Below are 25,766 nucleotides of genomic sequence, written 5' to 3' on the forward strand. Positions count from 1 at the left end.
GATAGTTCTGCAGGGCCGACTAAAGAATGTCGCCTTCTCCAGTTTGAATTCGTGTCCCATAATTCGTCCGAACTTTGAATGACGGGTGAGTCAAGCAGGCGGGACCCACGGCATACCGTGACGGACGTTGCGCGATTCGAGTCCCGCAAGCAAATGGAAAATACGGTCGCAAAGTAGTCGATTCAGTTGCAAACGAACAAATAAGAGAGACGGGGTTGGTCGCGGTCTGCGCGACATTCAATGCGGAATGCTCAGGTGACGGGTTGAATCGCGAGATTCGACCGGGGGCGAACACGTCCTGGCCAAGCAGTCTGCACTCCTGATGTATTGGTCGAATCAACGGAACGGGCCGGTAATCATGCCGGCAGCCCGAGGGGAGCGTGCGCGCTGTCGATCTGCGCGTGGCGTCGTGTCGCCATCGGCGTGACGGACGGGATCCCTACGTTTCACACCGAAGTTGAAGTTGGAGTCGAAGCTGAAGCTGTGAACAACCTTAAGCAGTCCGTATTCAAATCAAACGCAAAAAAACGGAGCAAAAAAATGAAGAGGAACCAGATTTCGGCGCTCGTCGCCGCCATGTTTGCAGGTGCTGGCGTGCTGGTCGCGGGGGCCGCACATGCAGACAACTTCGTCGATCGCGGCAACCCGGACAACGCGCTGAACGGGCAGTGCATCGACGGGACGAACCCGGCGTGTATCGCGACGAAGAACGGGACGTTCGTCGCGACCAGCACCACGAACTTCACGTCGGGCACGAACGCGAAGGCCAGCTCCAGCGGTATCGCGATCGGCGATCAGTCGAACGCGGGCAGCCAGAGCGGCGGCAGCAGCGGCGGCGGTATCGCGATCGGCGTTGGTGCGCAGGCGCTCGCGAACTCGTCGACGGCAATCGGCACGGTAGCGCTCGCGCAAGGCAATACGGCGCTCGCGATGGGCCGCCAGTCGGCCGCGATCGGCGATTTCTCGATGGCGATCGGCAACGTCGCCGATGCGCATGGCACGAGCTCGATCGCACTTGGCCACTCGGCACTTGCGAGCGGCGATCGTTCCGTTGCGATCGGCGGCGCGAACCCGACCACCAGCGACGGCGTGTCGAACGGCGCATCGTACGACGCGGCGACGCAGACGCGTGCCGGCGGCACGCAGTCCGTCGCGATCGGCGCCGGTGCGCAGACCAACGACAACAACCAGGTCGCGATCGGCTCCGGCAGCGTCGGCGCGAACAACGGCGGCACGCCCGTGTTCGGCGGCACGGCGGCACCGGTCGGCGGCGCGGTCTCGTTCGGCTCGCTCGGCCACGAGCGGCAGATCAAGAACGTCGCGGCCGGCGCGGCCGATACCGACGCCGTCAACGTCCAGCAGCTGAAGAACGTCAACAGCACGCTCAGCACCGGCATCGCCAACGTCGACGCGCGCGTGACCTCGGTCGGCAATACGCTGTCGACGTCGATCGCGAACGTCGACCAGCGCGTGACGAACGTCGGCAACAGCCTCAGCACGAGCATCGTCACGGCGACGCAAAACGTCGTCAAATATACCGACGATTCGCATGCCGCGATCGCGCTCGACGGCGCCAGCGGCACGACGATCAGCGGCCTTGCGGCCGGCGTCGCCGATACCGACGCGGTCAACGTCGGGCAACTGAAAGGCACCGTCGCACCGTTGCAGACGTCGCTGTCGACGGCCGCAGCGAACATCACGAACCTGCAGGACAACGTGACGGGCCTCAACGCATCGCTGAGCACGGCCGCGTCGAACATCGGCAGCCTGCAGGCAGCCGATGCGCGCAACGTGAAGTACGACGGTGCGAGCGGCTTCGATTCGGTCACGTTCGCCGGCCCGAACGGCACGACGCTGCACAACGTCGCGGACGGCGTGGCCGCGCACGACGCGGTGAACGTCGGGCAACTGGGCAGCGGCCTCGCGTCGCTGAGCACGAGCGTGACCAACAACGTCAACACGACGATCGGCAACCTGAGCACGTCGATCGCGAACCAGATCGGCAACGCGACGAGGAACGCGGTGCAGTACGACGACGATGCGCATGGTGGCGTCACGCTCGGCGGCCAGGGCGCGGCGGCGCCGGTCGGCCTGCACAACGTCGCGGACGGCGTCGCCGCGCACGACGCGGTGAACGTCGGCCAGCTCGGCAAGGCGACCGACACGCTGAACCAGTCGATTGCCAACGTCGGCAACAGCGTGACGAAGCTCGGCGACCAGGTCACGACGAACACCGGCAACATTGCGGCGCTGCAGCAGGATGCGCTGCAATGGAATGCGAACCTCGGCACCTACGACGCGAGCCACGGCGGCAACGCGCCGCAACGCATCGGCAACCTCGCGGCCGGCCGGAACGGCACCGACGCGGTCAACGTCGATCAGCTGAACGCGGCGATTCACGACGGCACGAGCCAGCTCGACGCGCTCGCCGTGAAGTACGACGACGCGAGCAAGCGCCAGGTGTCGCTCGGCGCGGGTAACGGCGGGGTGCCGGTGCGCGTGACCAACGTCGCGGAAGGCAACGTCGCGGCCGGCAGCACGGATGCGGTGAACGGCGCGCAATTGCGCCGCACGATCGACGGCACGGCGGCCGCGCTCGGCGGCGGCGCGACGGCGAATACGGATGGTTCGATCACGGCACCGTCGTACAAGATCGGCGGCGATTCATTCAACAACGTCGGCGACGCACTGACGAACCTCGATGGCCGCGTCGGCAGCAACACGACGACGCTCGAGAATCACGAAACGCGCCTCGGCAATGCCGAAACGAACATCGCGGGCAACACGACCGCGATCGTCGGGCTGCAGAAGGACGCGCTGCAGTTCGATCCGACGCTCGGCGCGTACAGCGCGGCACGCGGCGGCGTGCCGACCAAGGTGACCAACGTCGCCGACGGCAACCTCGCCGCGGGCAGCACCGACGCGGTGAACGGCGGCCAGTTGTACGGCGTGAAGTCGGATCTCGAGCAGCAGATCACGCAGGTGTCGAACCAGACGGGCGAAGCCGTGAAGAACGTCGTCAAGTACGACGTCGACGGCAACGGCAACCGTCTCAATTCGGTGTCGCTCGTCGGTGGCAACGCGAATGCGGCGGTCGTGCTGAAGAACGTCGCGGCCGGCACGGACGACACGGACGCGGTGAACGTGAAGCAGCTGAAGTCGGTGCAGTCGAACCTCGACCAGCTCGGCGCGCTCGCGGTGCAGTACGACGACGCGTCGAAGAGCTCGATCACGCTCGGCGGTGCAGGCGGCACGCGCATCACCAACGTGAAGGCCGGCACGCTCAGCGCGACCAGCACCGACGCGGTGAACGGTTCGCAGTTGTACGCGACGAATCAGCAGGTGTCGAAGAACACCACCGACATCTCCAACCTGCAAGGGAACGTGACCGACATCGCGAACGGCAAGGCCGGCCTCGTGCAGCAGCAGAATCCGAACGGCGCGATTACCGTCGGCAAGGACTCGGGCGGCACCAGCGTGAACTTCTCCGGCACGGCCGGCGACCGCGTGCTGACCGGTGTCGCGGCCGGCGTGAATGCCAACGACGCGGTCAACATGGCCCAGTTCAACGATGCGCTGAAGACCGCCGCGGCGAACGACAAGGTCCGCACCGCGGCAACCGATGCGAACACGACGTGGATCGCGCGTGCCGATGCGGGTGCGATCGGCTCGACGGCGACGGCAACCGGCAAGAACGCGGTGGCGGTTGGTGCGGGCTCGGTGGCCGATCGCGACAATTCATTCTCGGTCGGCGCGAAGGGCAGCGAGCGGCAGATCACGAACGTCGCGGCCGGCACGGCGCCGACCGACGCGGTCAACGTGCAGCAGCTGAACGACAACATCAGTGCGGCGTCGACGCAGGCGAAGGGCTACACCGACCAGCGGATCGGGCAGGTGTACAACGCGTTCAACGACCTGAAGAAGGACATGTACGGCGGCGTCGCGTCGGCGATGGCGGTGGCCGGGTTGCCCCAGCCGACGGGAGCGGGACGCTCGATGGTGTCGGCGGCAACGTCGAACTATCACGGCCAGCAAGGGTTCGCGGCCGGGTACTCGTACGTGACGGAGAGCAATCGCTGGGTCGTCAAGGCGTCGGTGACGGGCAATACGCGCTCGGACTTCGGTGCGGTGGTCGGTGCGGGTTATCAGTTCTGACGCGGGCCGAACCGCGTTGAGCGGGCGGAAGCGGCGGACATGCGGGTGATGTCCGGCGCTTCCGGTACGTTGCAGGGCCCGGGGTCGCTGGTCGACCTCGGGCCGCTCCGCTTTGCACGAAGACGCGGAGCGCCCGATAACGGGAACCCCGGCTTTCGGCGCCTCGCTACTTCAACACCCCCTCCGCCACCAGCACCTCGTGCGCGGCCTTGAACGCGCTGAGCCCGTGCGGAATGCCCGAATAGGCGGTCGCGTGCAGCAGCGTCGCCTTGATTTCCTCGACGCTCACGCCGTTGTTGAGCGCACCCTTCACGTGCAGCTTCAGCTCGTTCGTATGGCCGCCGGCCGTCAGCATCGCGAGATTGAGCCGGCTGCGCGTCCTGCGATCGAGCGTTTCATCGCCCCATGCCCAGCCCCATGCCCACGCGGTGGTGGCGCGCTGGAACGCCATCATGAACGCATCGGCCTTTTCCATCGACGCATCGACGTATTCCGGGCCGAGCACTTCACGGCGGATCGGCAAGCCTTTCTGAAACAGCGCGTCGTCTTCATTCATGATCGATCTCCGTGTTTAATCCAAAGCAGCGCACGCCGGACACCGGCCGCGCGCACGCGAGCCGTCCTTCGACGCGGACAGGTAGCACACCAGCGCGGTGACGACGAGCCCCACCATCCACGACACGTCCGCGCCGCCGAGCATCGAGGCCCACGCGCCGTGGAAGAAACTCTCGTCCATGAACGGCACCTGGACCGCGATGCCGAACACGTAGATCGCGAGCGCCTTCACGTTGAACGTGCCATACACGCCGCCATTGCTGCTGATGATTTCCGTGACGCGGTAGTGGCGGCGCTTGATCAGGTAGAAGTCGATCAGGTTGATCGCGATCCACGGCGCCAGCACGATGCGCAGCGCGAAGATCGCATTCAGGAAGATCGAGATGAAGTTGCTCGACGCCCATAGCGCGGTGACGGTCGACGCGACCAGCAGCACCGCCGACACGACGACGCGCACGTTGCGGCCGGGCACCCAGTGCGGGCGGAAGGTCTGCGCGGCGGTGATGAACGACAGCACCGCGCCATACAGGTTCATCCCGTTGTGGCCGATGATGTTGACGAGGAACAGGAAGATCAGCACGTAGCCGAATGCGCCGGTCTGCTCGCGGATCGCCTGCATCGCGTCGGTCGAATGCCCGGTGCTGACCGCGAGCAGGCCGAACAGGAACGCGAAGATCGTGCCCAGCGACGTGCCGAAATAGGTGTACGCAAAGGTCTTGCCGAATCCGGTGGATGCCGGCAGATAGCGCGAATAGTCGGACGTATAGGGGGCGAAGCTGATCTGCCACACCGCGCACAGCCCGAACATCGCGAACCAGTTCGCGAGATCGAAATGGCCGTGCGCGAAGATCCGCGCGTCGAGACCCGGCGCCATCAGCGCGATGCCGATCGCGAGCGCGCCGCCCATGAACCACGCGCCGATCTTGTTGAAGCGATGAATGAAGTGGCAGCCGATCACGCCGACGAGCGTCGCGAGCACCGCGCCGATCACCGTCGCGACCGGCACGGGTACCGCGGGCACTGCGGTGTGCAGCGTCTTGCCGGCAAGAATGATGTTCGACACGAAGAAGCCGAGGTAGATCAGCGTGGTGAATCCCACCACCAGCAGCGACCCGTAGCGGCCGAACTGCGCGCGGCTCTGGATCATCTGCGGCACGCCGACCAGCGGCCCCTGCGCGGACGTGAGCGCGTGGAAGATCGCGCCGAAGAACTGCCCGGCCGCGATCGCGAGAATCGCGCTGACCAGGTCGAGATGGAACACCAGCACCGACGTGGCGCCCGAGATCACGGCCAGCGGGGCGACGTTCGTGCAGAACCACAGTGTGAAGAGGTCGGCCGGCTTGCCGTGCCGCGCCTCCGGCGGAACATATTCAATCGAGTTGCTTTCGATGGCGAGAACGCTGCCGTCGCTTTCCTGCGTTGTCATGCTGTCTCCATTTTTATTGCCGGGGCCATGCGTCGCCGCACGCGCTCGATGACGCGCGCGGCGCGGCATGGCCTCCGCGGCCTTGAATCGATACTGCAGGCGAATGCGCAGCCGCTCAACGCATCACGAACGGGTCGCTGATCGGATCGTCCGACGTGCGCAGCCACACGGACTTCGTGGTCGTGTATTCGAGCGCGGCGCTCAGGCCGCCTTCGCGGCCGTGCCCGGACAGCCCGAAGCCGCCGAACGGCACGAGCGGCGATACGGCCCGATAGGTGTTGATCCACACGATGCCCGAGCGCACGCGTTTCGACACGCGGTGCGCACGCGTGAGATTGGTCGTGAAGATGCCGGCCGCGAGGCCGTAGGCCGTGCTGTTCGCCTTGTCGATCGCTTCCTGTTCGGAGTCGAACGTATCGACCGACAGCACCGGGCCGAACAGTTCGGTCGTGATGCTGTCGGCTTGCGCGACACCGGTGCAGTCGAGGATCGTCGGCGCGTAGTAGAACCCGTCGCGCTCCAGCTTCTTTCCGCCTGCGAGCACCTTCGCACCCTGGCGCACCGAACTGGCGACCACGGCCTCGATGTTGCGAAGCTGCCGCTCGGTACACAGCGGCCCGTATTCCGTTTCCCGCTCGTTGGGCGAGCCGACGCGAATGCGCGACACGCGTTCGACCAGCAGCGCCAGGAACCGCTCCTTGACGGACGCCTCGATCAGCAGCCGCGAACCGGCGACGCAGCTCTGGCCGCTCGCCGCGAAGATCGCGGCGACCTGCGCGTTCACCGCGCTCTGGATATCGGTATCGGCGAACACGATGAACGGCGACTTGCCGCCGAGCTCGAGCGACACCTTCGCGAGGTTGTTGGCCGTGTTCCGCACGATATGGCGCGCGGTCTCCGGGCCGCCGGTGAACGCGACCTTGTCCACGCCCGGGTGGCTGCTCAGCACCGCGCCGCATTCCGGGCCGAAGCCGGTAATCACGTTGACGACGCCCGGCGGAAAGCCGGCCTCGTGCACGACGCGCGCGAATTCGAGCAGCGGCCCCGGCGCTTCCTCGGACGCCTTCAGCACCACCGTGCAGCCGGCCGCAAGGGCCGGGCCGACCTTGACCGCGGAGAGGAACAGCTGGCTGTTCCAGGGCACGATAGCGGCGACCACGCCGACCGGCTGCCGCTCCAGCCACACCTGCATGTCGGGCTTGTCGACGGGAATGCTGCTGCCTTCGAGCTTGTCGGCGATGCCGGCGTAGTAGCGGTAATACTCGGCCACGTACGCGATCTGGCTCGACGTTTCGCGGATGATCTTCCCGGTGTCGTTCGTTTCGATTTCGGCGAGCCGCGGGGCAGCTTGTTCGACGAGATCGGCGAGCCTGTACAGCAGCTTGCCGCGCGCGGAGGCGGTAAGACCTGCCCACGCGGGATCGGTCAGCGCACGGCCGGCGGCCGCCACCGCGCGGTTCACCTCGTCGGTGCGGGCTTCCGGCATCTGCGCCCACACGGCGCCGGTCGCCGGATTGATGCTGCCGAAGGTCGCGGCGCCGGGCTCGAACTGGCCGTCGATATACAGCTGAAATTGCGCATTCATCGCATCGTCCCCTTACTGGAACGCAGGCATCACGTCGCGGATCATCCGCTCGAGCGACGCCTTCTTGCGCTCGAAGCTCATCCCGGTATCGATCCAGAACGAGTACTCGTCGAAACCGAGCGCTTCATAGGCCTTCAGGCGCGCAATGACTTCCGCGGGCGTGCCGATCACGTTGTTCTTGCGCATCGCGTCCGGCGTGTAGAACGGATGCGCGGCAATTTCGTCGCGGCTCAGCGGCTTGATCATCCCGCGGCTGACCGGTCGCTCGTTCTTGAACCACGCGCCGAAGTAGTTGTAGAACACGTTCACTTCGTCGGCGGCCAGTTGCGCATCGTCCTCGCTGCTCGCCACATAGGTGTGACGCAGCAGCATGATCTGCGGACGCGGCACGTCGCTGAACTTCTCGCACGCGGCGTTGAAGTGGCCGACCAGCTTCTCGACTTCCTCGTCGCCGAGGTGCAGCGGCGTGACCTGCACGTTGCAGCCGTTCGCGACCGCGAACTCGTGGCTGTTCGGATCGCGCGCGGCCACCCAGATCGGCGGATGCGGGCGCTGCAGCGGCAGCGGCGACGACGTCGTCGCCGGGAATTGCCAGAACTCGCCTTCGTGCGCGTAATCGCCTTCCCACAGCTTCTTCACCGCCGGAATGAGTTCGCGCATGCGCTGGCCCGCGCCCCACGCGTCGAGGCCCGGCATCAGGCGCTCGTATTCGAACGAGTAGGCGCCGCGCGCGATGCCCAGTTCCAGCCGGCCGCCCGAGATGATGTCGGTCATCGCCGCTTCGCCGGCGAGCTTGATCGGGTGCCAGAACGGCGCGACGACCGTGCCGGTGCCGAGCCGCACGCGCTTCGTCTTGTTGGCGAGATCGGCGAGGTTGATGAACGGGTTCGGCGCGATCGTGAAATCCATGCCGTGGTGCTCGCCCGTCCAGACGGCGTGCATGCCGCCGCGATCGGCGATCTGGCACAGCTCGACCATTTCGTCGTACAGCTGCTTTTGGCTGGTCTGGTCGGAGACGCGCTCCATGTGTACGAAAAGCGAAAAACGCATGATGTGACCTTTCAGGAAAGAAGCGGGCGGACGGTGCCGGTGCTGTGATCGCCGAAGTACAGGCCGTAACTCTTCAACTGGCTCTCCTTGCGATAGCGCTCGAGCATGCTGGCCAGCGCGCTGTCCTGGAACGCGTCGGCGCCGAGGTCGCCGAGCTCGTCGAGGCTCACGAATTCGCCGGCGGCCGCCACTTCGTCCGGTGCGCTGCAGAGGAACGAGATGTACTGGTAGTGCGTGTCGGTATTGTTGTAGACCGAATAAATAAAGCTTGCCGAGGCGTCCGGCTGGTATTGCCGGAAGAGTTCGGCGAGCGCCTTGTCGGCGCCTGCGTTGCCGATCTCGCGCGTGGGCAGCGCCCACTTGCCGTCGGCCGTCTTCACCATCAGCACCTTGTCGTCGCGCGTGATGATCGCGCTGACGATCACCTTCGGGCCGGCGATCACTTCGGCCGACAGCTTCGCCGGCGTGAAATAGCCGCCGCGGTAGTAGCCGAGCCCCGCGTAGCCGGCCGAATGGAACGCCTCGACCTTGCCGACGATGAGCGCGTGGTCGCCCGCGTCGATCACCGCATGCGTCGTGCAGTCGAACCACGCGCTGACGTCGTCGATCAGCGGGTTGCGATGCGCGCTCAGTCGCCAGCCGACCTGCGCGAAGCGGTCGTCGCTGGGCCGCGCGAACGTGTTGGACAGCTCCTTCTGCCCCTCCGCGAGGATGTTGATCGCGAAGTGGCCGGTGGTGGAGAACGTCTGGAAATTGCTCGACGTCTTCGCGATGCTGACGAGCAGCAGCGCGGGGTCGAGCGACACCGACGAGAACGAGTTCGCGGTGAAGCCGAGCGGCTGGCCGTCGTCGCGGGCGGTGGTGACGATCGTCACGCCGGTCATGAACGCGCCGAACGCGTCGCGCAGCTCCCGCGTGTTGATCGTCGGGGCTTCGTGGCTGGTTGCTTGGCTCATCTCACACTTCCGATTTCAGGGTTTCCGCGTGCGGCTCGGTCTGCAACCAGGCACGCAGCGCGCGATTGACTTCCTCGGGCGCGGTCAGGTTCACCATGTGGCGCTCGTTCTCGATCACGACGGCCTTGCCGTCATGCGCGGCCTGCGCCATCTGCCTCGCCATCTCGGGCGTCGAATTCGGGTCGTCGGACCCGGTGAGCACGAGGGCAGGGCAGGCAATCCGGTGCCAGCCGTCGGCATACACTTCGTCGCCCTTCGCGAACGCGGTGTACGCGGTCGCGTAGCCGGCGAGATCCACGGACTGCAGCCACGATTCCACTTTCCGCGCGGCGAGCTGCTGCGCTTCGTCCGCGTTGAACCAGCGCTTGAGCGGCGTATCGACGTCGATCGTGCCCGAGCGCAGTTCGGCCGCGCGTTGCAGCACGGCTTCGCGCGCCTGCTCGGTGCGGCGATACACACCGTTCAGGACTGCGACGCGCTTCACCAGATCGGGCCGCGTCACCGCTACGCCGGCGGCGATCAGCGAGCCCATCGAATGGCCGGCCAGGTTCACGGGGCCGAGCTGCAACGCTTCGATGAATCCGATCGCCCACTGCACGAACTGCTGCAGGTCGGCGTCGGGTTGGAGCGCATCGCTCGCGCCGTGGCCCGGCATGTCGACCGAGATCACGCGGAAGTCGCGCGACAGGTCGTCGATCTGCGGATACCATGCGCCCGCCTGCATGCCGACCCCGTGAATCAGCACCAGCGGTTCGCCGGCGCCCTGGTCGAGATAGTGCGCGACGCGCTTATTTGACAGCGGCAGGGTTCTTGACGTCATTTCCGAGCTCTGCGAGATCTTTGTAGCGGTCGCCGATGCGGTGATGCGGACGGCCGCCGGTGGCGGCCCCGATGGCGATGACGAGTTCGTCGGCAGCCGGCGCGTCCGGAATCGAGAACTGGAGCGTCAGGTAGTGCGAGCGGCGGCCTTCGTCGTTCTTGTCCATCATCGGGATCAGGAGCGGCGCATTGGCCGGGCCGCGCGTGTTGTTGAACGCGAGGTACGACTTCGCGCCGACGGCCGTGCGATAGGTGTTGCCGAAGTGCAGCGTGTGGATCAGCGCGGACGCATGCTCGATTTCGCCGTCGAGGCCGACGATCGCGCTCTTGCCGAACGCTTCCACTGCGTCGCCCGAACCGGCTTCGTCGAGGATCAGCTTCGTCAGGTGCTCGCTCAGTTGCGGTGCGAGCGCGCGAATCTCCGGCGACAGGTCTTCGACGTACCCGCACCCCGCCCACGGGTTCTTGATCACGGCGACCGCGCCGATCATCTTCAGCGGTTTGGCCGCGACCTTGTCGCCATCGACATAGAGTGTCTCGACATGGAGGACGGATTTCCGGATCAGGCTCATGGCACCTTCCTTTCGTGCGTTGATTGTGGGATTCATTGTGGTATACCATGTTACGGCATGCCATGAGTGTTAACCCGTGCCCGGGAATTTCCCGAAACTGGAGACGAAAAATGAGTGCGTACTGGATTGCCCACGTGCAGGTGCTGGACCCAGCGAAGTACAAGGACTACACGGATCTCGCGCCGCAGGCGTTCAACAAGTTCGGCGCGGTGTTTCTCGCGCGCGGCGGCGCCTCGCAGGTGCTGGAGGGGGAGTCGTTCGAGCGCCACGTCGTGATCCGCTTCCCGGACATCGAGACGGCGCTCGCGTGCTATCACTCGCCCGAATACCAGGCGGCGAAGGCGAAGCGGGATGGACATTGCCGCGCGCAGATCTCGATCGTCGAGGGCCTGGAGGGCTGAGCGCGAGAATGGCGGCGGGGACGCGCGTGGCGCGCGCAATGGAAAGCGCTGACGGTTAGGTCATAATATGGCATTCCATGTCTGTGCCCGGCGCGTTGCCGGGCGCAGGCCGCCCATCCGTTTTCTGAGTGCCGCCTATGCAAGACCTCAAAATCGACCGCAATGCCAAGACCTTGCGCGAACTGACGCTCGACAAACTGCGCGGCGCGATCGTGCAAGGCTATTTCCGGCCCGGCGCGCGGCTCGTCGAGCGCACGCTGTGCGACGAACTCGGCGTGAGCCGCACGGTGGTGCGTGAAGTGCTGCGCCATCTGGAGACCGAAGGGCTGGTCGAGACCGTATCGCGGCAGGGGCCGGTGGTCGCCCGGCTCGATCCGGCGCAGGTCGGCGAGATTTACGAATTGCGCGGCCTGCTCGAGGCGAATGCCGCGCGCGCCTGTGCCGAGGGCGCGACGCCCGAAGTCGTGCAGCAGCTGCGCGAGATTCGCGCGACGATCGAAGACGCGTTCGAAAAGCAGGAACTGCCGCGGGTGCTCGAATACACCGAGCGCTTCTACGAAGCGTTGTTCGAGGCCGCGGGGAAGCAGGTGTCACTGAGCGTGGTCAAGACGCTGAACGCACGCATCAACCGGCTGCGCGCACTGACCATCGCCATGCCCGGGCGCGGCGGCGACTCCAACACCGAGATGAACCGCCTGCTCGACGCGATCGAGCGGCGCGACGGCGATGCGGCGTCCGCCGCGTCGGCCGCGCACATCAAGCGCGTTTCCGAGTTGGCGCTGTCGGCGCTGGCGCGACAGGACGAGGTCGTCGACGAAAGTTGACCGGAGCCGGCGCGGGTTTCGCCTCGCACGCTTCGGATTCGACACGAAAGGCCGCCGGCACACCACGCCGGCGGCCTTTTGTTTTTCTGCCTTCGGCTCGATTTCGTCTGCGGATTCGACTTATGGTATTCCATAATACGACGGACATTGTTGTGGGCCATAAGATGGCATACCATAATCTCATCGACTAACGCAGCGATCACGGGAGAGCGCCATGACTGAATCGACGACCGAACCCACCGCGCAACCGGCCTTTGACACGCCCGGATTCCGCCGCGCGCTCGGCGCATTCGTCACGGGCGTGACGGTGGTCACGACGATCCAGCCGGACGGTTCGCCGCGCGGCTTCACCGCGAACTCGTTCACGTCGGTGTCGCTCGACCCGCCGCTGATCCTCGTGTGCATCGCAAAGACGGCATCGAGCCACGCGGTGTTCTCCGCCACCCGGCGTTTTGCCGTCAGCGTGCTCGCCGACAACCAGGCCGACGTGTCCGGCGTGTTCGCGTCGAAAGCGCAGGACAAGTTCGCGCAAGTGCCGTGGCGCACGCGCACGACGGGCGCGCCGGTGATCCAGGACGCGGCCGCGAGCTTCGATTGCGTGACGCACGACGTGGTGGACGCGGGCGACCACATCATCCTGATCGGCCGCGTAGTGGACTTCGAGCAGACGAGCGCATCGCCGCTCGGCTATTGCCGCGGCGCGTACGTGAACTTCACGCTGTCGCAGGACGCGTTGTCCGCGGCCGCCGGTCGCGCCGAAGTGGGCGCGATTCTCGAACATCGCGACGGGCTGGTGCTCGTCGACACACCCGACGGGCTGCGCTTGCCGACCGGCACGCGGCTCGAGCCGGCGAGTGACGCGGCGAATGACGCGGCGAGCCTGCGCGGCGTGCTCGCGAAGCTCGGCCTCAACGCGCATCTCGACTTCCTGTTCGCCGTGTTCGAATCGATCGGCGCGCGCGAGCCGGGTGTCCATATCTATTACCGCGGCCGCGTGATTCCGACCGCGTCGCCGTGGTTCGACAGCAGCATCCGCATCGTGCCGCTCTGGCAGGTGCCGTGGGACGAGATCGCCGATCCCGCCGTGCGCTCGATGCTCGAACGCTACGTGCGCGAACGCCGGCAGGATGCATACGGCATCTATGTCGGCGGCACGGAAGCCGGCACGGTGCAGCCGCTCGCGCTCGCGCACTGACGGCATGACGGCAGCCCGCCGCGCGACTGCCCCGCGGCGATGAACGACACGATCGAGAAGCCGGCGCGGCGAACGATGCCGGACTTAATACGCGAATTCGAATGGCTGCCGTTCCGGTGGCCGCGAGCCGCAACTGTTTCCACCTGGAGAGTGACCATGAGCAGCAGAAGCATCCCGCGTTTCGCAGCATCGCGCCTCGCCTGTATCGCCCCGTTGGTCGCGCTGAGCAGCGCGCCCGCGCTGGCCGCTGACCAGATCGTGTTCACGAGCTGGGGCGGCACGACCCAGTCGTCGCAGCAGAAGGACTGGGCGCAGCCGTTCGCGCAGCCGAGCGGCATCACCGTGCTGATGGACGGGCCGACCGACTACGGCAAGCTCAAGGCGATGGTCGACAGCGGCAACGTCAGCTGGGACGTGGTCGACGTCGAAGGCGACTTCGCGTACGCGGCGGAGAAGGCCGGACTGATCGAGCCGATCGACTACTCGGTGGTGAAGAAGGCCGAGCTCGACCCGCGCTTCGCGACGCCGTCCGCGGTGGGCAGCTTCTATTACTCGTTCGTGCTCGGCTACAGCAAGGCGAAATACACGAGTGCGCAGCCGCAGAACTGGGCTGACCTGTTCGATACCAAGCGCTTCCCGGGCAAGCGCACGTTCTACAAGTGGTCGGCGCCGGGCGTGCTCGAAATCGCGCTGCTCGCCGACGGTGTCGCGCCAAACAAGCTGTATCCGCTCGACCTCGATCGCGCGTTCAAGAAACTCGACTTGATCAAGGGCGACATCGTCTGGTGGAGCGGCGGCGCGCAGTCGCAGCAGCTGCTCGCCTCGGGCGAGGCGCCGATCGGCATGTTCTGGAACGGCCGCCTGCATGCGCTCGAGCAGACCGGCGTGCCGGTCGGCATATCGTGGAACCAGAACCTGACCGCCGCCGACATGCTCGTGATCCCGAAGGGCACGAAGCATCGCGACGCGGCGATGAAGTTCGTCGCCGCCGCGACGAGCGCGCAGGCGCAGGCGAAGTTCGCGGCCGATACGGGCTATGCGCCGATCAACGTGAAGTCGGCCGCGCTGATGCCGCCGGCGATCGCGAAGACGCTGCCGGACCAGTACAAGAGCTCGCAGATCAATCTCGACATGAAGTACTGGGCCGACAACCGCGACGCGATCGCGAAGCGCTGGTACGCGTGGCAATCGAAGTAAACCGGCGCGGCAACGCGCACGGGTTCGCGTTCCGATCAGGATGACGAACCGTATCTGGACCGAATCGGAACGAACCGGACCGACCGAGCAACGCATCTGCACGGGGCCGGGGTAGCGGGCGCTGACGCGCCGGCCCTGGCCGACAAAGGAGGCACCATGCCCAACGTATTGAGTACCGTCGCGCATCCGCCCGCGGCGGCCGCGCGCAAGCGGCGCGACTGGCGCAGCATGCGGCTGCTGGCGCCCGCGATGCTGCTGCTCGTGATTTTCTTCCTGCTGCCCGTGCTGTCGCTGCTGCTGCGCAGCGTGCTCGAACCGACCCCCGGGTTGCACAACTACGAACAATTGCTGGGCTCGACGACGTACGTGCGCGTGTTCGGCAACACGTTCCTCGTCGCGACGGTCGTGACGCTCGTCACGCTGCTGGTGGGCTTCCCGATGGCGTGGCTGCTCGCGATCGCGCCGCGCAAGCTCAGCGCCGTGCTGTTCGCGATCCTGCTGCTGTCGATGTGGACCAACCTGCTCGCACGAACCTTCGCATGGATGGTGCTGCTGCAGGGCACCGGGCCGATCAATCGCGCGCTGATGGCGCTCGGCGTGATTCACGAGCCGCTGTCGCTGGTCAACAACCTGACCGGTGTGACGATCGGCATGACCTACATCATGCTGCCGTTCCTCGTGATGCCGCTGCATGCGACGCTGCGCGGCATCGACCCGTCGACGCTGCGTGCCGCCGCGGTATGCGGCGCGAGCCGCTGGCAGGCGTTCTGGCGCATCCTCGTGCCGCTCGCGATGCCCGGCGTCGCGTCCGGCGCGCTGATGGTGTTCGTGATGGCGCTCGGCTACTTCGTCACGCCGACGCTGCTCGGCGGGCCGTCCTACATGATGCTCGCGGAGCTCATCGCGCAGCTCGTGCAGGAACTGCTGAACTGGGGCCTCGCCGGCGCTGCAGCGTTCGTGCTGCTCGCCGTGACGCTGGCGCTCTATACGTTGCAGCTGCGTTTTACCAACCGCGCGCACGCCACTACCGGAGGCCGCTGAGATGAAACAACCCCCACGCTCACTACGTTCGCTGTCGACCGGAGTTGGCGCTTCAGCGCATACTCCGGTCCCATGCACGGCTCCCCCCGAGGGGGCGTCAGTCTCCCTTGGGGCGGCCCGGCGGGAGGACTGACATGCTACTCGATTTCGATCGCCTGGGCGCATTGCGCTGGGTACTCGTGGCCGTGGGCGCGGCCGTTGCGTTGTTCCTGCTGTTGCCGATCGTGTTCATCGTCGCGCTGTCGTTCGGCGATTCGCAGTGGCTGATCTTCCCGCCGCCGGGCTGGACGCTCGAGTGGTACCGGCAGTTGTTCACCGATGCCGGCTGGATCGACTCGCTGCTGACCAGTGCGAAGCTCGCGGTGATCGTCACGGCGCTGTCCGTCGCGATCGGATTTCTCGCGTCGCTCGCGCTCGTGCGCGGCAAGTTCCGCGGCCGCGAAGCCGTGCGGGGCTTCTTCCTCACGCCGATGGTGCTGCCTGTCGTCGTGCTCGCCGTCGCGCTGTATGCATTTTTCCTGCGCATCGGCCTGAACGGCACGATGACCGGCTTCGTGATCGGCCACCTGATCATCGCGCTGCCGTTCTCGATCATCTCGATCAGCAACTCGCTCGTGAGTTTCGACACGGCACTCGAGGATGCCGCGCTGATCTGCGGCGCATCGCCGCTCACCGTGAAGCTGCGCGTGACGCTGCCCGCGATCCGGCTCGGCCTCTTTGCCGCCGCGATCTTCGCGTTCCTCGCGTCGTGGGACGAAGTCGTCGTGTCGATCTTCATGTCGAGCCCGACGCTGCAGACGCTGCCCGTGCGGATCTGGGCGACGTTGCGGCAGGACCTGACGCCCGTCGTCGCGGCTGCGTCGTCGCTGCTCGTCGGACTGACCACCGTATTGATGCTGGCGGGCGCCCTGGTGCGCCGCGCACGCGCTAACTGAGGTAACACGCCATGACTGCATTCCTGCAAATCCAGCGCCTGCGCAAGACCTACGGCGACGTCGTCGCGATCGATCAGGTGTCGCTCGACATCAGGAAGGGTGAATTCATGACCTTCCTCGGGCCGTCCGGTTCGGGCAAGAGCACCACGCTCTATATCGTCGCTGGCTTCCAGGAGCCGACCGACGGCCGCGTGCTGCTCGACGGCAAGCCGCTGCTGTCGGTCGCGCCGAACCAGCGCAACATCGGGATGGTGTTCCAGCGCTACACGCTGTTCCCGCATCTCACCGTCGGCGAGAACGTTGCGTTCCCGCTGCGCGTACGCCGCCGTCCCGACGCCGAGGTTCGCGCGAAAGTCGACGAGATGCTGAAACTCGTGCACCTGTCCGAGTGCCGCGACCGGATGCCCGCGCAGCTGTCGGGCGGCCAGCAGCAGCGCGTCGCGATCGCGCGGGCGCTTGCGTACGATCCGCCGGTGCTGCTGATGGACGAGCCGCTGTCCGCGCTCGACAAGAAGCTGCGCGAGGAAATCCAGCTCGAGCTGCGCCGCATTCACCAGGAAACCGGCGTGACGATCCTGTACGTCACGCACGACCAGGAAGAGGCGCTGCGCCTGTCCGATCGCATCGCCGTGTTCAACCAGGGGCGCATCGAGCAGGTCGGCACCGGAGAGGAGCTCTATGCCAACCCGGCGTCGCGCTTCGTCGCGAGCTTCATCGGCAACTCGAATTTCCTGCCCGTCAAGGTGACCAGGCACGGCGATGGCCGCATCGGCGGCGTGTTGCCGAACGGCCTCGAGATGGCGTCGGACATGTTCCATCCGACGTCCCACCCGACGCTCGCCACTGGCGACGAAGGCGCGCTGATGATTCGCCCGGAGCAAATGCGCATCAGCTCGCTGCAGCGCGCCGGCGGCTCGCAGGGGTCGAACGGCACGGCCGGTTTGCCCGTGACCGTGCGCGACGTCACCTATCTCGGCGATGCGATGCACTACGCGGTGGCGACGCCGTGGCAGCAGGAGATCTCGATCCGCATGCCGGCCGCGCATCGGCACGACAACGGGATCGTGATCGGCGCGCAGGCGCTCGTCGACTGGGACGCGCGCGACGTGCGCCTGTTCGCGCAAGCCTGAAGGCGGCCGCCATGAGCCCCGCACTGCCGTCCCTGAAAGTCCAGCGTCCGACCGCCACGCTGCGCGAGCTCGCGCTCGAGAAGATGCGCACCGCGATCCTCGATGCGCATTTCCAGCCGGGCGAGCGGCTGGTCGAGCGCTCGCTGTGCGAGATCCTCGGCGTGAGCCGCACCGTCGTGCGCGAGGTGCTGCGGCACCTGGAAACGGAAGGGCTCGTCGATTCGATCCCGAACCAGGGGCCGATCGTCGCGGTCCTCGATTTCGACACGGCGGCCGAAATCTACGAAATCCGCGCGTTGCTCGAAGGCGAGGCAGCGATGGCCTGCGCGCAGCATGCGGACGAAGCGCTGGTCGCCGCGCTGGCTGCGTGTATCGACCAGATCCAGCAAGCGTTCGACGCGCAGGATCATCAGGCGGTGAAGGCGCTCACGTCGGCGTTCTATGAACGGATGTTCAGCGCCGGGAAAAAACACGTCGCGTGGGAAATCGTGCAGACGCTGATCGCGCGCATCAACCGGCTGCGCGCGCTGACGATCGCGTCCGACGATCGCGGACGTCAGGCGGTCGAGGAGATGCGCGCGATCCTGTCGTGCATCGCCGCCGGCAACGGCGTGGCGGCGCGCGAGGCGGCCGTCGCGCACGTGCATCGTGTCGCCGAGATCGCGCGCCAGTTGCTGACGCACGGTCACGACAGCGCGTCGTGGCGTCAGGCGGGGTAGCGCGCGTTGCCGCGTGACGCGGCGCCCGCCGCCGCCCGTCATTCTTCATTTTCAAGTATTCGCGGCCCGGGTCGTGCTCGGGTCGCGCGTCGCATTTTTATCCCTGGAAGGAACCAACGTGGAATTGAACACGCTGTTGAAGGATCCGGCGCTGTTGCGTCAGCAGGCTTATGTCGATGGGCAATGGTGCGAGGCCGATTCCGGCGAGCGCTTCGGCGTGCTCGACCCGGCGACGGGCGCGACGCTCGGCAGCGTCCCGCTGATGGGCGCGGCGGAGACGTCGCGCGCGATCGACGCCGCCAATGCCGCATGGCCGGCGTGGCGCGCCCGGACCGCGAAGGAGCGTGCGCGCATCCTGCGCCGCTGGTATGAGCTGATGATCGAGCACGCCGACGACCTCGCGCTGATCCTCACGGCCGAGCAGGGCAAGCCGCTGGCCGAGGCGAAGGGTGAAATCGTCTACGGCGCGTCGTTCATCGAATGGTTCGCGGAAGAGGGCAAGCGCGTGGCCGGCGACACGCTGGCCACGCCCGCGGCCGACAAGCGCCTGGTGGTCTTGAAGGAGCCCATCGGCGTGTGCGCGGCGATCACGCCGTGGAATTTCCCGAACGCGATGATCACGCGCAAGGTCGGGCCGGCGCTTGCGGCCGGCTGCCCGATCGTCGTGAAGCCGGCCGAAGCCACGCCGTTCTCGGCGCTCGCGCTCGCGGTGCTGGCCGAGCGCGCGGGCGTGCCGAACGGCGTGCTCAATATCGTCACCGGCGACCCGAAGGCGATCGGCGGCGCGCTGACGAGCAGCCCCGTGGTGCGCAAGTTGTCCTTCACCGGATCGACCGGCGTGGGGCGGCTGCTGATGGCGCAGAGCGCGCCCACCGTGAAGAAGGTGACGCTCGAACTCGGCGGCAATGCGCCGTTCATCGTGTTCGACGATGCGGATCTCGATGCGGCCGTCGAAGGGGCGATCGCGTCCAAGTACCGCAACAACGGGCAGACGTGCGTGTGCACCAATCGCTTCTACGTGCATGACCGCGTGTACGACGCGTTCGCCGCGAAGCTGGTGGAGGCGGTGAAGGGCCTGAAGGTCGGCCACGGCACCGAAGGCGGCGTGACGCTCGGGCCGCTGATCAACGACGCGGCGGTCGGCAAGGTCGAAGCGCAGATCGCCGACGCGCTCGGCAAAGGCGCGACGCTCGCCACCGGCGGCAAGCGGCATGCGCTCGGGCATGGCTTCTTCGAGCCGACGGTGCTGCTGAATGCCACCGTGCAGATGGACGTGGCGCGCGAGGAAACGTTCGGGCCGCTCGCGCCGCTGTTCCGTTTCTCGAGCGACGACGAGGTCGTGAAACTCGCGAACGACACCGAGTTCGGGCTGGCCGCGTACTTCTACAGCCGCGATATCGGGCGCGTGTGGCGGGTGGCCGAGCAGCTCGAATACGGGATGGTCGGCATCAATACGGGGCTCATCTCGAACGAGGTCGCGCCGTTCGGCGGCGTGAAGCAGTCGGGGCTCGGTCGCGAAGGGTCGCACTACGGGATCGACGATTACCTCGTCATCAAGTACCTGTGCATCGCGGTGTGAGCGTCCGAGCCGGCTGCCCGCCGCACGGCAAACCCGATCGCTGACGTGGCAACTGGGGTGAGGCCGGGCCCAGCGCACCCGGCCTCGCGGTCATTGTCGGGCGGCCGGTACGCTAACGGAATCGCTGCTGCGCGCCCGGTCGATTCCGTCTGACGTATTGGTCCGACACCACGGCGCGCCGCTGTATCCACGCGAGAGCCAGTTCGAGCGCCCGGTCGCATGCTTCGTCGCGATCGGCGAAGTCACCGTCGACGCCGAGCGTCCGGGTTTCGCCGTCGCGATCGGTGATGATCGCCGTTGCCGAGTAGCGGCCCGCTTCCGTGTCGGTAACCGCGGCCCGGACCTCGTATCCGCGATGCTCGATGATCTTGTCCGTTTGCATCTGGCACCTCCTGCAGGGAAGGGTGAAATCACTGTGAAACGCGCGTGCCGACGCGCGTTTCGCCGGTCGGCCGTGCGCCACGGACGGCGCTGGCGATATGTACGCGATGACGAGCGGGCGCCGCCGCGCGAGCGGGGCGCCCGGCTGATCACGCGGCGAGACGGAGCCCGGCCTTGGCGCGACGTTTGCTCGCGCGTTGTCGCTCCGGCACGCGTGCGTGCGCCGCAGTGCCGCCTCCGGTCGAGGCCGGAACCACAGGCCGCGGCACAGCGAAAAAGAACGACACGTGGTGCAGCACGCGTCCGGCCGTGGCGATCCGCCTGCGCGGCAGTCTCCGACGGCCGGTCGTGGCTCTAGCGTTCGAACCGGGCGATCCGGCGCGATCGCCGCGGTCGCTCGGACCGCGAACGCGTTCCAATGCACGCCGCTTGCGCCGGCCCGGAATGCCCGCGCTCGGTGAACGAGGCTGCGCGAGCCTCCCGGGCCGCGGCGAATCGATCAAACGCTTCCAGCGCATCCAGTCACCCCGCCGTCACCTGGATGCGCCGCGGCTTCGCCTCTTCGCGGCGCGGAATGCTCAGCTTCAACACACCGTCGCGCAGTTGCGCGTCGATCCGCGACACATCGAAATCCGGGCTGAGCGTGAACGCGCGCGAGAAGTGCGGGTGGCGCACTTCGCCGTGCTGCAGGCGCAGGCCAGGCGGCGTGGGAATGACGGCTTCCGCTTCGATGTCGAGGTTGCCGTCGTGCACGCGAATGTCGAGTTTGTCGCGCGGCACGCCCGGAAGGTCCGCGTACAACGTGATGCCGTGCGCATCCTCGACGATGTCGACGGCCGGCGCAATGCGTGTACGCGGCGCGTTGCGCTCGGCCGCTTCGCGATTCGTCACCGCCGTTTGCGTGTCGGGCGAACGGCGCGTCAATTCAGTGGTGTCGGTGTCACTCATGATGTCCTCCGTCATGCGTTCGTGACGTGGTGTCGCTTACCGGTTGCTGGTTACTGGACCGCGATCGCGCGCGGTTTCGATGCCTCGGACTTGCCGACGCTGATCGTCAGGCAGCCGTTCGTATAGCGGGCCTGGATCTTGTCGGGGTCGGCATGCTGCGGCAGTTCGATCACGCGGCGGAACGCGCCCATGAAGCGCTCGTTCGCGTAGGCGCGCCGCTCGTCGTCGGCCGTGCCGTCGTCCGGGGGAATGCGTTCGCCGCTGATCGTCAGCAGCCCGCGATCGACGGAGATGTCGATCTTTGCCGGATCGAGACCCGGCGCGAATGCGACGATCTCGAACGTATCGTCGGTGCTGCCGATATTGACCGGCGGGAATGCGCCGGGCCGTGGCGCGCGCAGGCTCGCCGGAAAACCCGTGAACATGCCGGCCATCTGCCGTTGCAGGCGGTCGAATTCCGCCAGCAGATCGGTGGGGAAGAAAATATCGCTCATGACTCGCTCCTGTTTTGTCCCCTGCGGACGACGAACCGGACCACGCGCTCCAGTTCGTCGATCCGCGAGACGTTCGCTGACAAACAAATCGAAACACGCAGCGCGTGAACCGCGACTGCCTTGAGCGATACATAAAATAGGACACGGCGAGCGAATTTCAAGGGGGTGAGGATGGCGCGTTTTTCGTCTGCCGATCGCGGATAGCAGTCGGCGTGCCGCGGCCGCATCGGGCACGCCGCTGGAGGGAAGGAGGGGCCGGGCGGCGCGGGCCGGAGGCAGAAATTGCAACCACTCCAGAAAAGACACGGCGCCGGGAGGCGCGGCGGGTCGCGGCGTCGCGCCGGTCGAAATGTGCGCGCTTGGGAAGCTGGTGGCGAAGCGCGACGAAGGCAAGCCCGGCAATCGCGCAGTACCGTTTCGTAATACCGAGGCGCTCGTCAAACCGGCACTGGCGTATCCGGCCGATGCTCGGCCCGAGCGGAGAAAAGGGCGTGTCGCGTATCGGCGGCACGCCGTTCGTGACGCTCAGTGCTTCTGGCCGGAGGCGGACGGTTTCACTTCGGACAGGTCGTCCTCGCGAACCTCGGCCTGACGTACCGTCGTGCCTTCTTCGTCGGATTCGGAAATATCGGTTTCGAACGTGGACTGCTCATCGTCGCGCTTCCCGCCGGACTTCTCGCCTGATTTCTGACCGGACTTCTCGGCGGACTGCACGCCCGACTTCTGACCGGACTTCTCATCGGGCTTCCCGCTGGACTTCGTGTCGCCGGCAGGTTTGCCCTTGTGTTGCTCGTGGTCTGCCATTTCAAGCTCCTGATCGCAACCTGGGATGTTGCGTATCCAGTAGGGAGCAAGGCGCGGGCCACGAGGGGGGACGCATCGGCGAGGCTCGGGCGCGGTGCTCACCATGAGCCGCCGTTCGAGTCGCTACATCCCCGCCTTCGTCCATGGGCGCGAGCAGGCGACCCGACGCCGCCTATAATCGCTATCAACTTCTCCAGAAAATCGCGGTTACCAAGGTGAGGGGGTGTCCAAATGGGAGAGTGCCGTCGCATCTGTTCGCGCTTCGTCCTCGCAAGCTCGATCGCCGGTCTGACAATGCTGGCGTGCCCGGTACTCGCGCACGCCGAGGATGCTCCTTCGAGCTCGCCGAGCGGGCCCAAACCATCGGAGAGAACGTTCAACGCCTATGCGGTGTATGGCGACGGACGCGCGACCGAGGGTGGCGATATGCATTGGCGTGCGTACGAAGTCGGTTTCGGCGACGTCTTGAATGACTACCTCTCCGTCTACCTTGCATATTTGAACGAGGGGCATCCGTTGAATCACCATCGCGACGGCTTCGCTGCCCTGGGTTCGTTTCGCTGGCCGGTCGGCAGTCGTCTGGCACTCGAATTTTCGGCGGGCCCGTATTTCAGCATGGATACGACACATGTCGACGACCAGCCACGCAATGACAAGCGCTGGGGCGTGCGTGCGTCGGCGGCGGTGCGGTATTACGTCGTTCCCAAGCGCTTCTTCGTCAAGGTGCAGTACAACCACGTCCAGATGATCGGCGGATTCAATTCCGACGCGGTGCTGTTCGGCATCGGCTCGGATTTCGGCGGCGATCCCGCCCCGGCGTTTTCGGACGGCAAGACGCAGGTCAGCGTTTGGGCCGGGACGTCGCAGACGAACCGTCCTCAAGTGCCGATCGAGAAGGGCTACATGGTCGAAGTCAAGCGGCCGCTCGGCAATGCGTGGGCCTATTCGGCGAGCTTCGTCTACGAAGGCAACAATGGCGTTGCCGGCCGACGAGGCGTGGCCGCGCAATTCTGGTACGTCGCGCCGATCCAGAGCAAATGGACGCTTTCGGCAGGCGTCGGTCCGTATCTGTCGCGGGATCGGGACGAGCCCTCGGGCAGGACGCGACTCAATGCGTTGCTCAGCGCGCAAGTGACCTATCAAGTCACGAACGATTGGGCGGCGAGCTTGCGCTTCAATCGTGTCGCAACCCGCAACGACAAGGACCAGGACATGTTCATGGTCGGCGTGGCGCGCAATTTCTAGGCGCTTGTGGTTGGGCGCCGGCTCATTGTGTTGAGAGCGTGCTGGATATTCGGACCGGCTCCGCAACCGGTGCGACTTTCCCGTCGGCTTCCGCTCCGACCAACTTTTACGCGTCTTTCAGCCAGGGCATTTCCACGGGTGATACGACCAGTTGCCGGAATTCGCGCTTCAGATCGAAGATGAATCCGACCAGGATCATGGACTCGGCGTAAGGAATCGGAAAGACATGCGGGTTTTCCGGATTACGCAGCGGGCGCTCGGGTGTGTCCGCTGTTGCCGCGGCGTTCTCGCGAACGCTTTCCAGTTCGTCGGCCATGGCCGGGTCACCGAGTTTCAGCACACGGCTACGCAGATCGCTCAACGGCTCGATGCGCGCAGCGTCTTCGTGGTATTCGGGCACTTCGTATACGAACCAGGACATTTTCGTCTCCTGTGGGAAGGGGCGCCATTCTAACGCTGTGCAAGATTCACCGAAAATCCGCGAGGTTGTGCGATGGACGCGGCCGCTGCGCGCCACCACACATCTGCCATTTCGTCCAAGCCCTATGGTAGGCAACGGCCTGTGTCCCTAACTGCCTTGGCGGCACAGTGCTGAATGCCCCCGAACGCTAGGACCGCACCTCTCGTGTGGCGTGATGCGCAAAATACGTATAATACGTATTCATCATCCCCGGAGGCTATCATGCCGACCATCACCGCTACCGAATTGGCGCGCCACACCCGCCAGATCCTTGATCGCGTCGCGCAGCGCGGCGAGACCGTCGTGGTCGAACGCAACCAGACCGTGATCGCACGCCTGGTGCCCGCCGAACCGGTCATGAACGCCGCGCAGGCGCTCGAGGGTTTGCCGCTGAGCCTCGGCGCCGACGATGCGGCCCGCTGGTTGCGCGACAGTCGCGCCGGCTTTGAAGAAGGAGTGCGTGATCCGTGGGCATGATCATCGACAGTTGCGTGTGGGTTGGGCTCGCCGGTGGCACGGTCGAATCACGCGCGGTGATCGACGTCGCCGGTGATGCGCCAGTATTCATCTCGACGATCTCGCTTGGCGAGCTGGCATTCGGCGTGCAGTCTTGCGCAGACGCCGCGGAGCGTGCGCGTCGAGCCGCCCATCTGCGTCAGCTTGAGCGGCGTCCCGTGCTCGACGTCACGCGCCACACCGCCGCCGCGTTCGGCGTGCTGGCGGCCGCGGTCAAGCAGGCCGGCCGCTCGCCGCGCCCGCGCTATAACGATTTGTGGATCGCGGCGCAGGCAATCGAGCACGGCTACGCATTGATGACGCTGAATGTGGCGGATTTCGCCGATCTACCCGGACTCACCGTACGCGTGCCGCAGGTGTCGATGTCAACCTGATCCATGTCGAATCGACCGGCGCGCTGCTACTCGTCGCTGGTTGCACGGGAAAACACCATGGACGAGATTGATTGGCCTGGTTCACGCGATGCCGCTTGACTTGACGACAGGAGTCCGAACGGACACCTGCCCGCTTGCAGTTTCTTCGGATCGTAGCCGATCGCTACTGGAATGCCGGTCACGGGCTGACCCGAATTCATGACGAGCTGCACCGTGAACGGTTGGCCAACTTTGGCTTGCGATGGCGCAAGCCAGATTGCCTGCGCGGCCCCATTCGCCGGTTCAGACACACGATTTGCCGATCCATTGCCGGGAGCGGCCGGCACAGAGTTAGCCGGCGCTGTCTGTGATGACGTGCCGGCACTACCAGCAGCTGATGGCGCTTGTCCTTCCGTTGCCGGGACG

The 25,766-nt window shown here is 66.0% G+C and carries 25 protein-coding genes; 13 read left to right on the forward strand and 12 right to left on the reverse strand.

Annotated features, from left to right (window positions below):
- Positions 1-540 precede the first annotated feature (540 nt).
- Complete coding sequence (locus C7H84_RS21710) at positions 541-4,155, forward strand: YadA-like family protein (RefSeq protein WP_121860720.1); 3,615 nt, start codon at positions 541-543, stop codon at positions 4,153-4,155.
- A gap of 166 nt (positions 4,156-4,321) precedes the next feature.
- Here the strand turns inward: C7H84_RS21710 and C7H84_RS21715 are convergent, their stop codons facing one another.
- The 7 genes from C7H84_RS21715 to C7H84_RS21745 all read right to left on the reverse strand — a co-directional run bounded on the left by C7H84_RS21715 (position 4,322) and on the right by C7H84_RS21745 (position 11,118).
- Positions 4,322-4,711, reverse strand: a complete 390-nt coding sequence (locus C7H84_RS21715) for a carboxymuconolactone decarboxylase family protein (protein WP_121860721.1) — start codon at positions 4,709-4,711, stop codon at positions 4,322-4,324.
- 15 nt (positions 4,712-4,726) lie between these two features.
- Complete coding sequence (locus C7H84_RS21720; protein WP_121860722.1) at positions 4,727-6,136, reverse strand: cytosine permease; 1,410 nt, start codon at positions 6,134-6,136, stop codon at positions 4,727-4,729.
- Between the two features lie 115 nt (positions 6,137-6,251).
- Positions 6,252-7,721 carry an aldehyde dehydrogenase gene (locus C7H84_RS21725; protein WP_121860723.1) on the reverse strand — a complete coding sequence of 490 codons (1,470 nt, stop codon included), beginning with the start codon at positions 7,719-7,721 and terminating at the stop codon, positions 6,252-6,254.
- Between the two features lie 12 nt (positions 7,722-7,733).
- Positions 7,734-8,771: an LLM class flavin-dependent oxidoreductase gene (locus C7H84_RS21730; protein ID WP_121860724.1), complete on the reverse strand. Its 1,038-nt coding sequence runs from the start codon at positions 8,769-8,771 to the stop codon at positions 7,734-7,736.
- Between the two features lie 11 nt (positions 8,772-8,782).
- Positions 8,783-9,727, reverse strand: a complete 945-nt coding sequence (locus C7H84_RS21735; RefSeq protein ID WP_121860725.1) for a flavin reductase — start codon at positions 9,725-9,727, stop codon at positions 8,783-8,785.
- Position 9,728: 1 nt separating this feature from the next.
- On the reverse strand, positions 9,729-10,547 hold the full coding sequence (locus C7H84_RS21740; protein ID WP_121860726.1) for an alpha/beta hydrolase: 819 nt from the start codon (positions 10,545-10,547) through the stop codon (positions 9,729-9,731).
- On the reverse strand, positions 10,516-11,118 hold the full coding sequence (locus C7H84_RS21745; RefSeq protein ID WP_121860727.1) for an amino acid synthesis family protein: 603 nt from the start codon (positions 11,116-11,118) through the stop codon (positions 10,516-10,518). Before C7H84_RS21745 ends, C7H84_RS21740 begins: the two co-directional genes overlap by 32 nt.
- Positions 11,119-11,228: 110 nt before the next feature.
- Here C7H84_RS21745 and C7H84_RS21750 point away from each other — a divergent pair, with 110 nt between their 5' ends.
- The 9 genes from C7H84_RS21750 (at position 11,229) to C7H84_RS21790 (ending at position 20,139) form a co-directional block, all read left to right on the forward strand.
- Positions 11,229-11,519: a DUF1330 domain-containing protein gene (locus tag C7H84_RS21750; protein ID WP_121860728.1), complete on the forward strand. Its 291-nt coding sequence runs from the start codon at positions 11,229-11,231 to the stop codon at positions 11,517-11,519.
- 137 nt (positions 11,520-11,656) lie between these two features.
- Positions 11,657-12,343, forward strand: coding sequence for a GntR family transcriptional regulator (locus C7H84_RS21755; RefSeq protein ID WP_121860729.1), 687 nt, complete (start codon positions 11,657-11,659; stop codon positions 12,341-12,343).
- Positions 12,344-12,557: 214 nt separating this feature from the next.
- Positions 12,558-13,538: a flavin reductase family protein gene (locus C7H84_RS21760; protein ID WP_121860730.1), complete on the forward strand. Its 981-nt coding sequence runs from the start codon at positions 12,558-12,560 to the stop codon at positions 13,536-13,538.
- A 156-nt stretch (positions 13,539-13,694) separates the two neighbouring features.
- On the forward strand, positions 13,695-14,735 hold the full coding sequence (locus tag C7H84_RS21765; RefSeq protein WP_121860731.1) for an ABC transporter substrate-binding protein: 1,041 nt from the start codon (positions 13,695-13,697) through the stop codon (positions 14,733-14,735).
- A 156-nt stretch (positions 14,736-14,891) separates the two neighbouring features.
- A complete protein-coding gene (locus tag C7H84_RS21770) occupies positions 14,892-15,776 on the forward strand; it encodes an ABC transporter permease (RefSeq protein ID WP_121860732.1) in 885 nt (294 codons plus the stop codon).
- A gap of 134 nt (positions 15,777-15,910) precedes the next feature.
- Positions 15,911-16,711: an ABC transporter permease gene (locus C7H84_RS21775; RefSeq protein WP_121860733.1), complete on the forward strand. Its 801-nt coding sequence runs from the start codon at positions 15,911-15,913 to the stop codon at positions 16,709-16,711.
- Between the two features lie 11 nt (positions 16,712-16,722).
- Positions 16,723-17,841 (forward strand): ABC transporter ATP-binding protein, encoded by a 1,119-nt coding sequence (locus C7H84_RS21780; RefSeq protein ID WP_121860734.1) that lies wholly within the window; start codon positions 16,723-16,725, stop codon positions 17,839-17,841.
- 11 nt (positions 17,842-17,852) lie between these two features.
- On the forward strand, positions 17,853-18,560 hold the full coding sequence (locus C7H84_RS21785) for a GntR family transcriptional regulator (RefSeq protein WP_121860735.1): 708 nt from the start codon (positions 17,853-17,855) through the stop codon (positions 18,558-18,560).
- Positions 18,561-18,678: 118 nt separating this feature from the next.
- Positions 18,679-20,139, forward strand: a complete 1,461-nt coding sequence (locus C7H84_RS21790; RefSeq protein ID WP_121860736.1) for an NAD-dependent succinate-semialdehyde dehydrogenase — start codon at positions 18,679-18,681, stop codon at positions 20,137-20,139.
- 112 nt (positions 20,140-20,251) lie between these two features.
- Here C7H84_RS21790 and C7H84_RS21795 read toward each other — a convergent pair whose 3' ends face one another.
- The 4 genes from C7H84_RS21795 to C7H84_RS21810 form a co-directional block, all read right to left on the reverse strand.
- Positions 20,252-20,521, reverse strand: coding sequence for a hypothetical protein (locus tag C7H84_RS21795; protein ID WP_121860737.1), 270 nt, complete (start codon positions 20,519-20,521; stop codon positions 20,252-20,254).
- A 521-nt stretch (positions 20,522-21,042) separates the two neighbouring features.
- On the reverse strand, positions 21,043-21,468 hold the full coding sequence (locus tag C7H84_RS21800; RefSeq protein ID WP_240462065.1) for an Hsp20/alpha crystallin family protein: 426 nt from the start codon (positions 21,466-21,468) through the stop codon (positions 21,043-21,045).
- A 50-nt stretch (positions 21,469-21,518) separates the two neighbouring features.
- On the reverse strand, positions 21,519-21,962 hold the full coding sequence (locus tag C7H84_RS21805; protein ID WP_121860739.1) for an Hsp20/alpha crystallin family protein: 444 nt from the start codon (positions 21,960-21,962) through the stop codon (positions 21,519-21,521).
- A 525-nt stretch (positions 21,963-22,487) separates the two neighbouring features.
- Positions 22,488-22,676, reverse strand: a complete 189-nt coding sequence (locus C7H84_RS21810; protein ID WP_121860754.1) for a hypothetical protein — start codon at positions 22,674-22,676, stop codon at positions 22,488-22,490.
- Between the two features lie 321 nt (positions 22,677-22,997).
- On the opposite strand from C7H84_RS21810, the gene C7H84_RS21815 reads away from it, so the two are divergent.
- The gene (locus C7H84_RS21815) at positions 22,998-24,011 is read left to right on the forward strand and encodes a hypothetical protein (protein ID WP_121860740.1); all 1,014 of its coding nucleotides are present in this window, start codon (positions 22,998-23,000) and stop codon (positions 24,009-24,011) included.
- Between the two features lie 106 nt (positions 24,012-24,117).
- Here C7H84_RS21815 and C7H84_RS21820 read toward each other — a convergent pair whose 3' ends face one another.
- Entirely contained in the window at positions 24,118-24,432 is a 315-nt protein-coding gene (locus C7H84_RS21820) for a helicase (RefSeq protein WP_121860741.1), read from the reverse strand.
- A 261-nt stretch (positions 24,433-24,693) separates the two neighbouring features.
- Here C7H84_RS21820 and C7H84_RS21825 point away from each other — a divergent pair, with 261 nt between their 5' ends.
- Together C7H84_RS21825 and C7H84_RS21830 are read left to right on the forward strand one after the other, a co-directional pair.
- The gene (locus C7H84_RS21825; RefSeq protein ID WP_121860742.1) at positions 24,694-24,948 is read left to right on the forward strand and encodes a type II toxin-antitoxin system Phd/YefM family antitoxin; all 255 of its coding nucleotides are present in this window, start codon (positions 24,694-24,696) and stop codon (positions 24,946-24,948) included.
- Positions 24,939-25,361: a type II toxin-antitoxin system VapC family toxin gene (locus C7H84_RS21830; RefSeq protein WP_121860743.1), complete on the forward strand. Its 423-nt coding sequence runs from the start codon at positions 24,939-24,941 to the stop codon at positions 25,359-25,361. The genes C7H84_RS21825 and C7H84_RS21830 overlap by 10 nt, the downstream gene beginning before the upstream one ends.
- The last annotated feature ends 405 nt before the right edge of the window (positions 25,362-25,766 follow it).

This window comes from Burkholderia sp. Nafp2/4-1b (assembly GCF_003635165.1).
Lineage (GTDB): Bacteria > Pseudomonadota > Gammaproteobacteria > Burkholderiales > Burkholderiaceae > Burkholderia.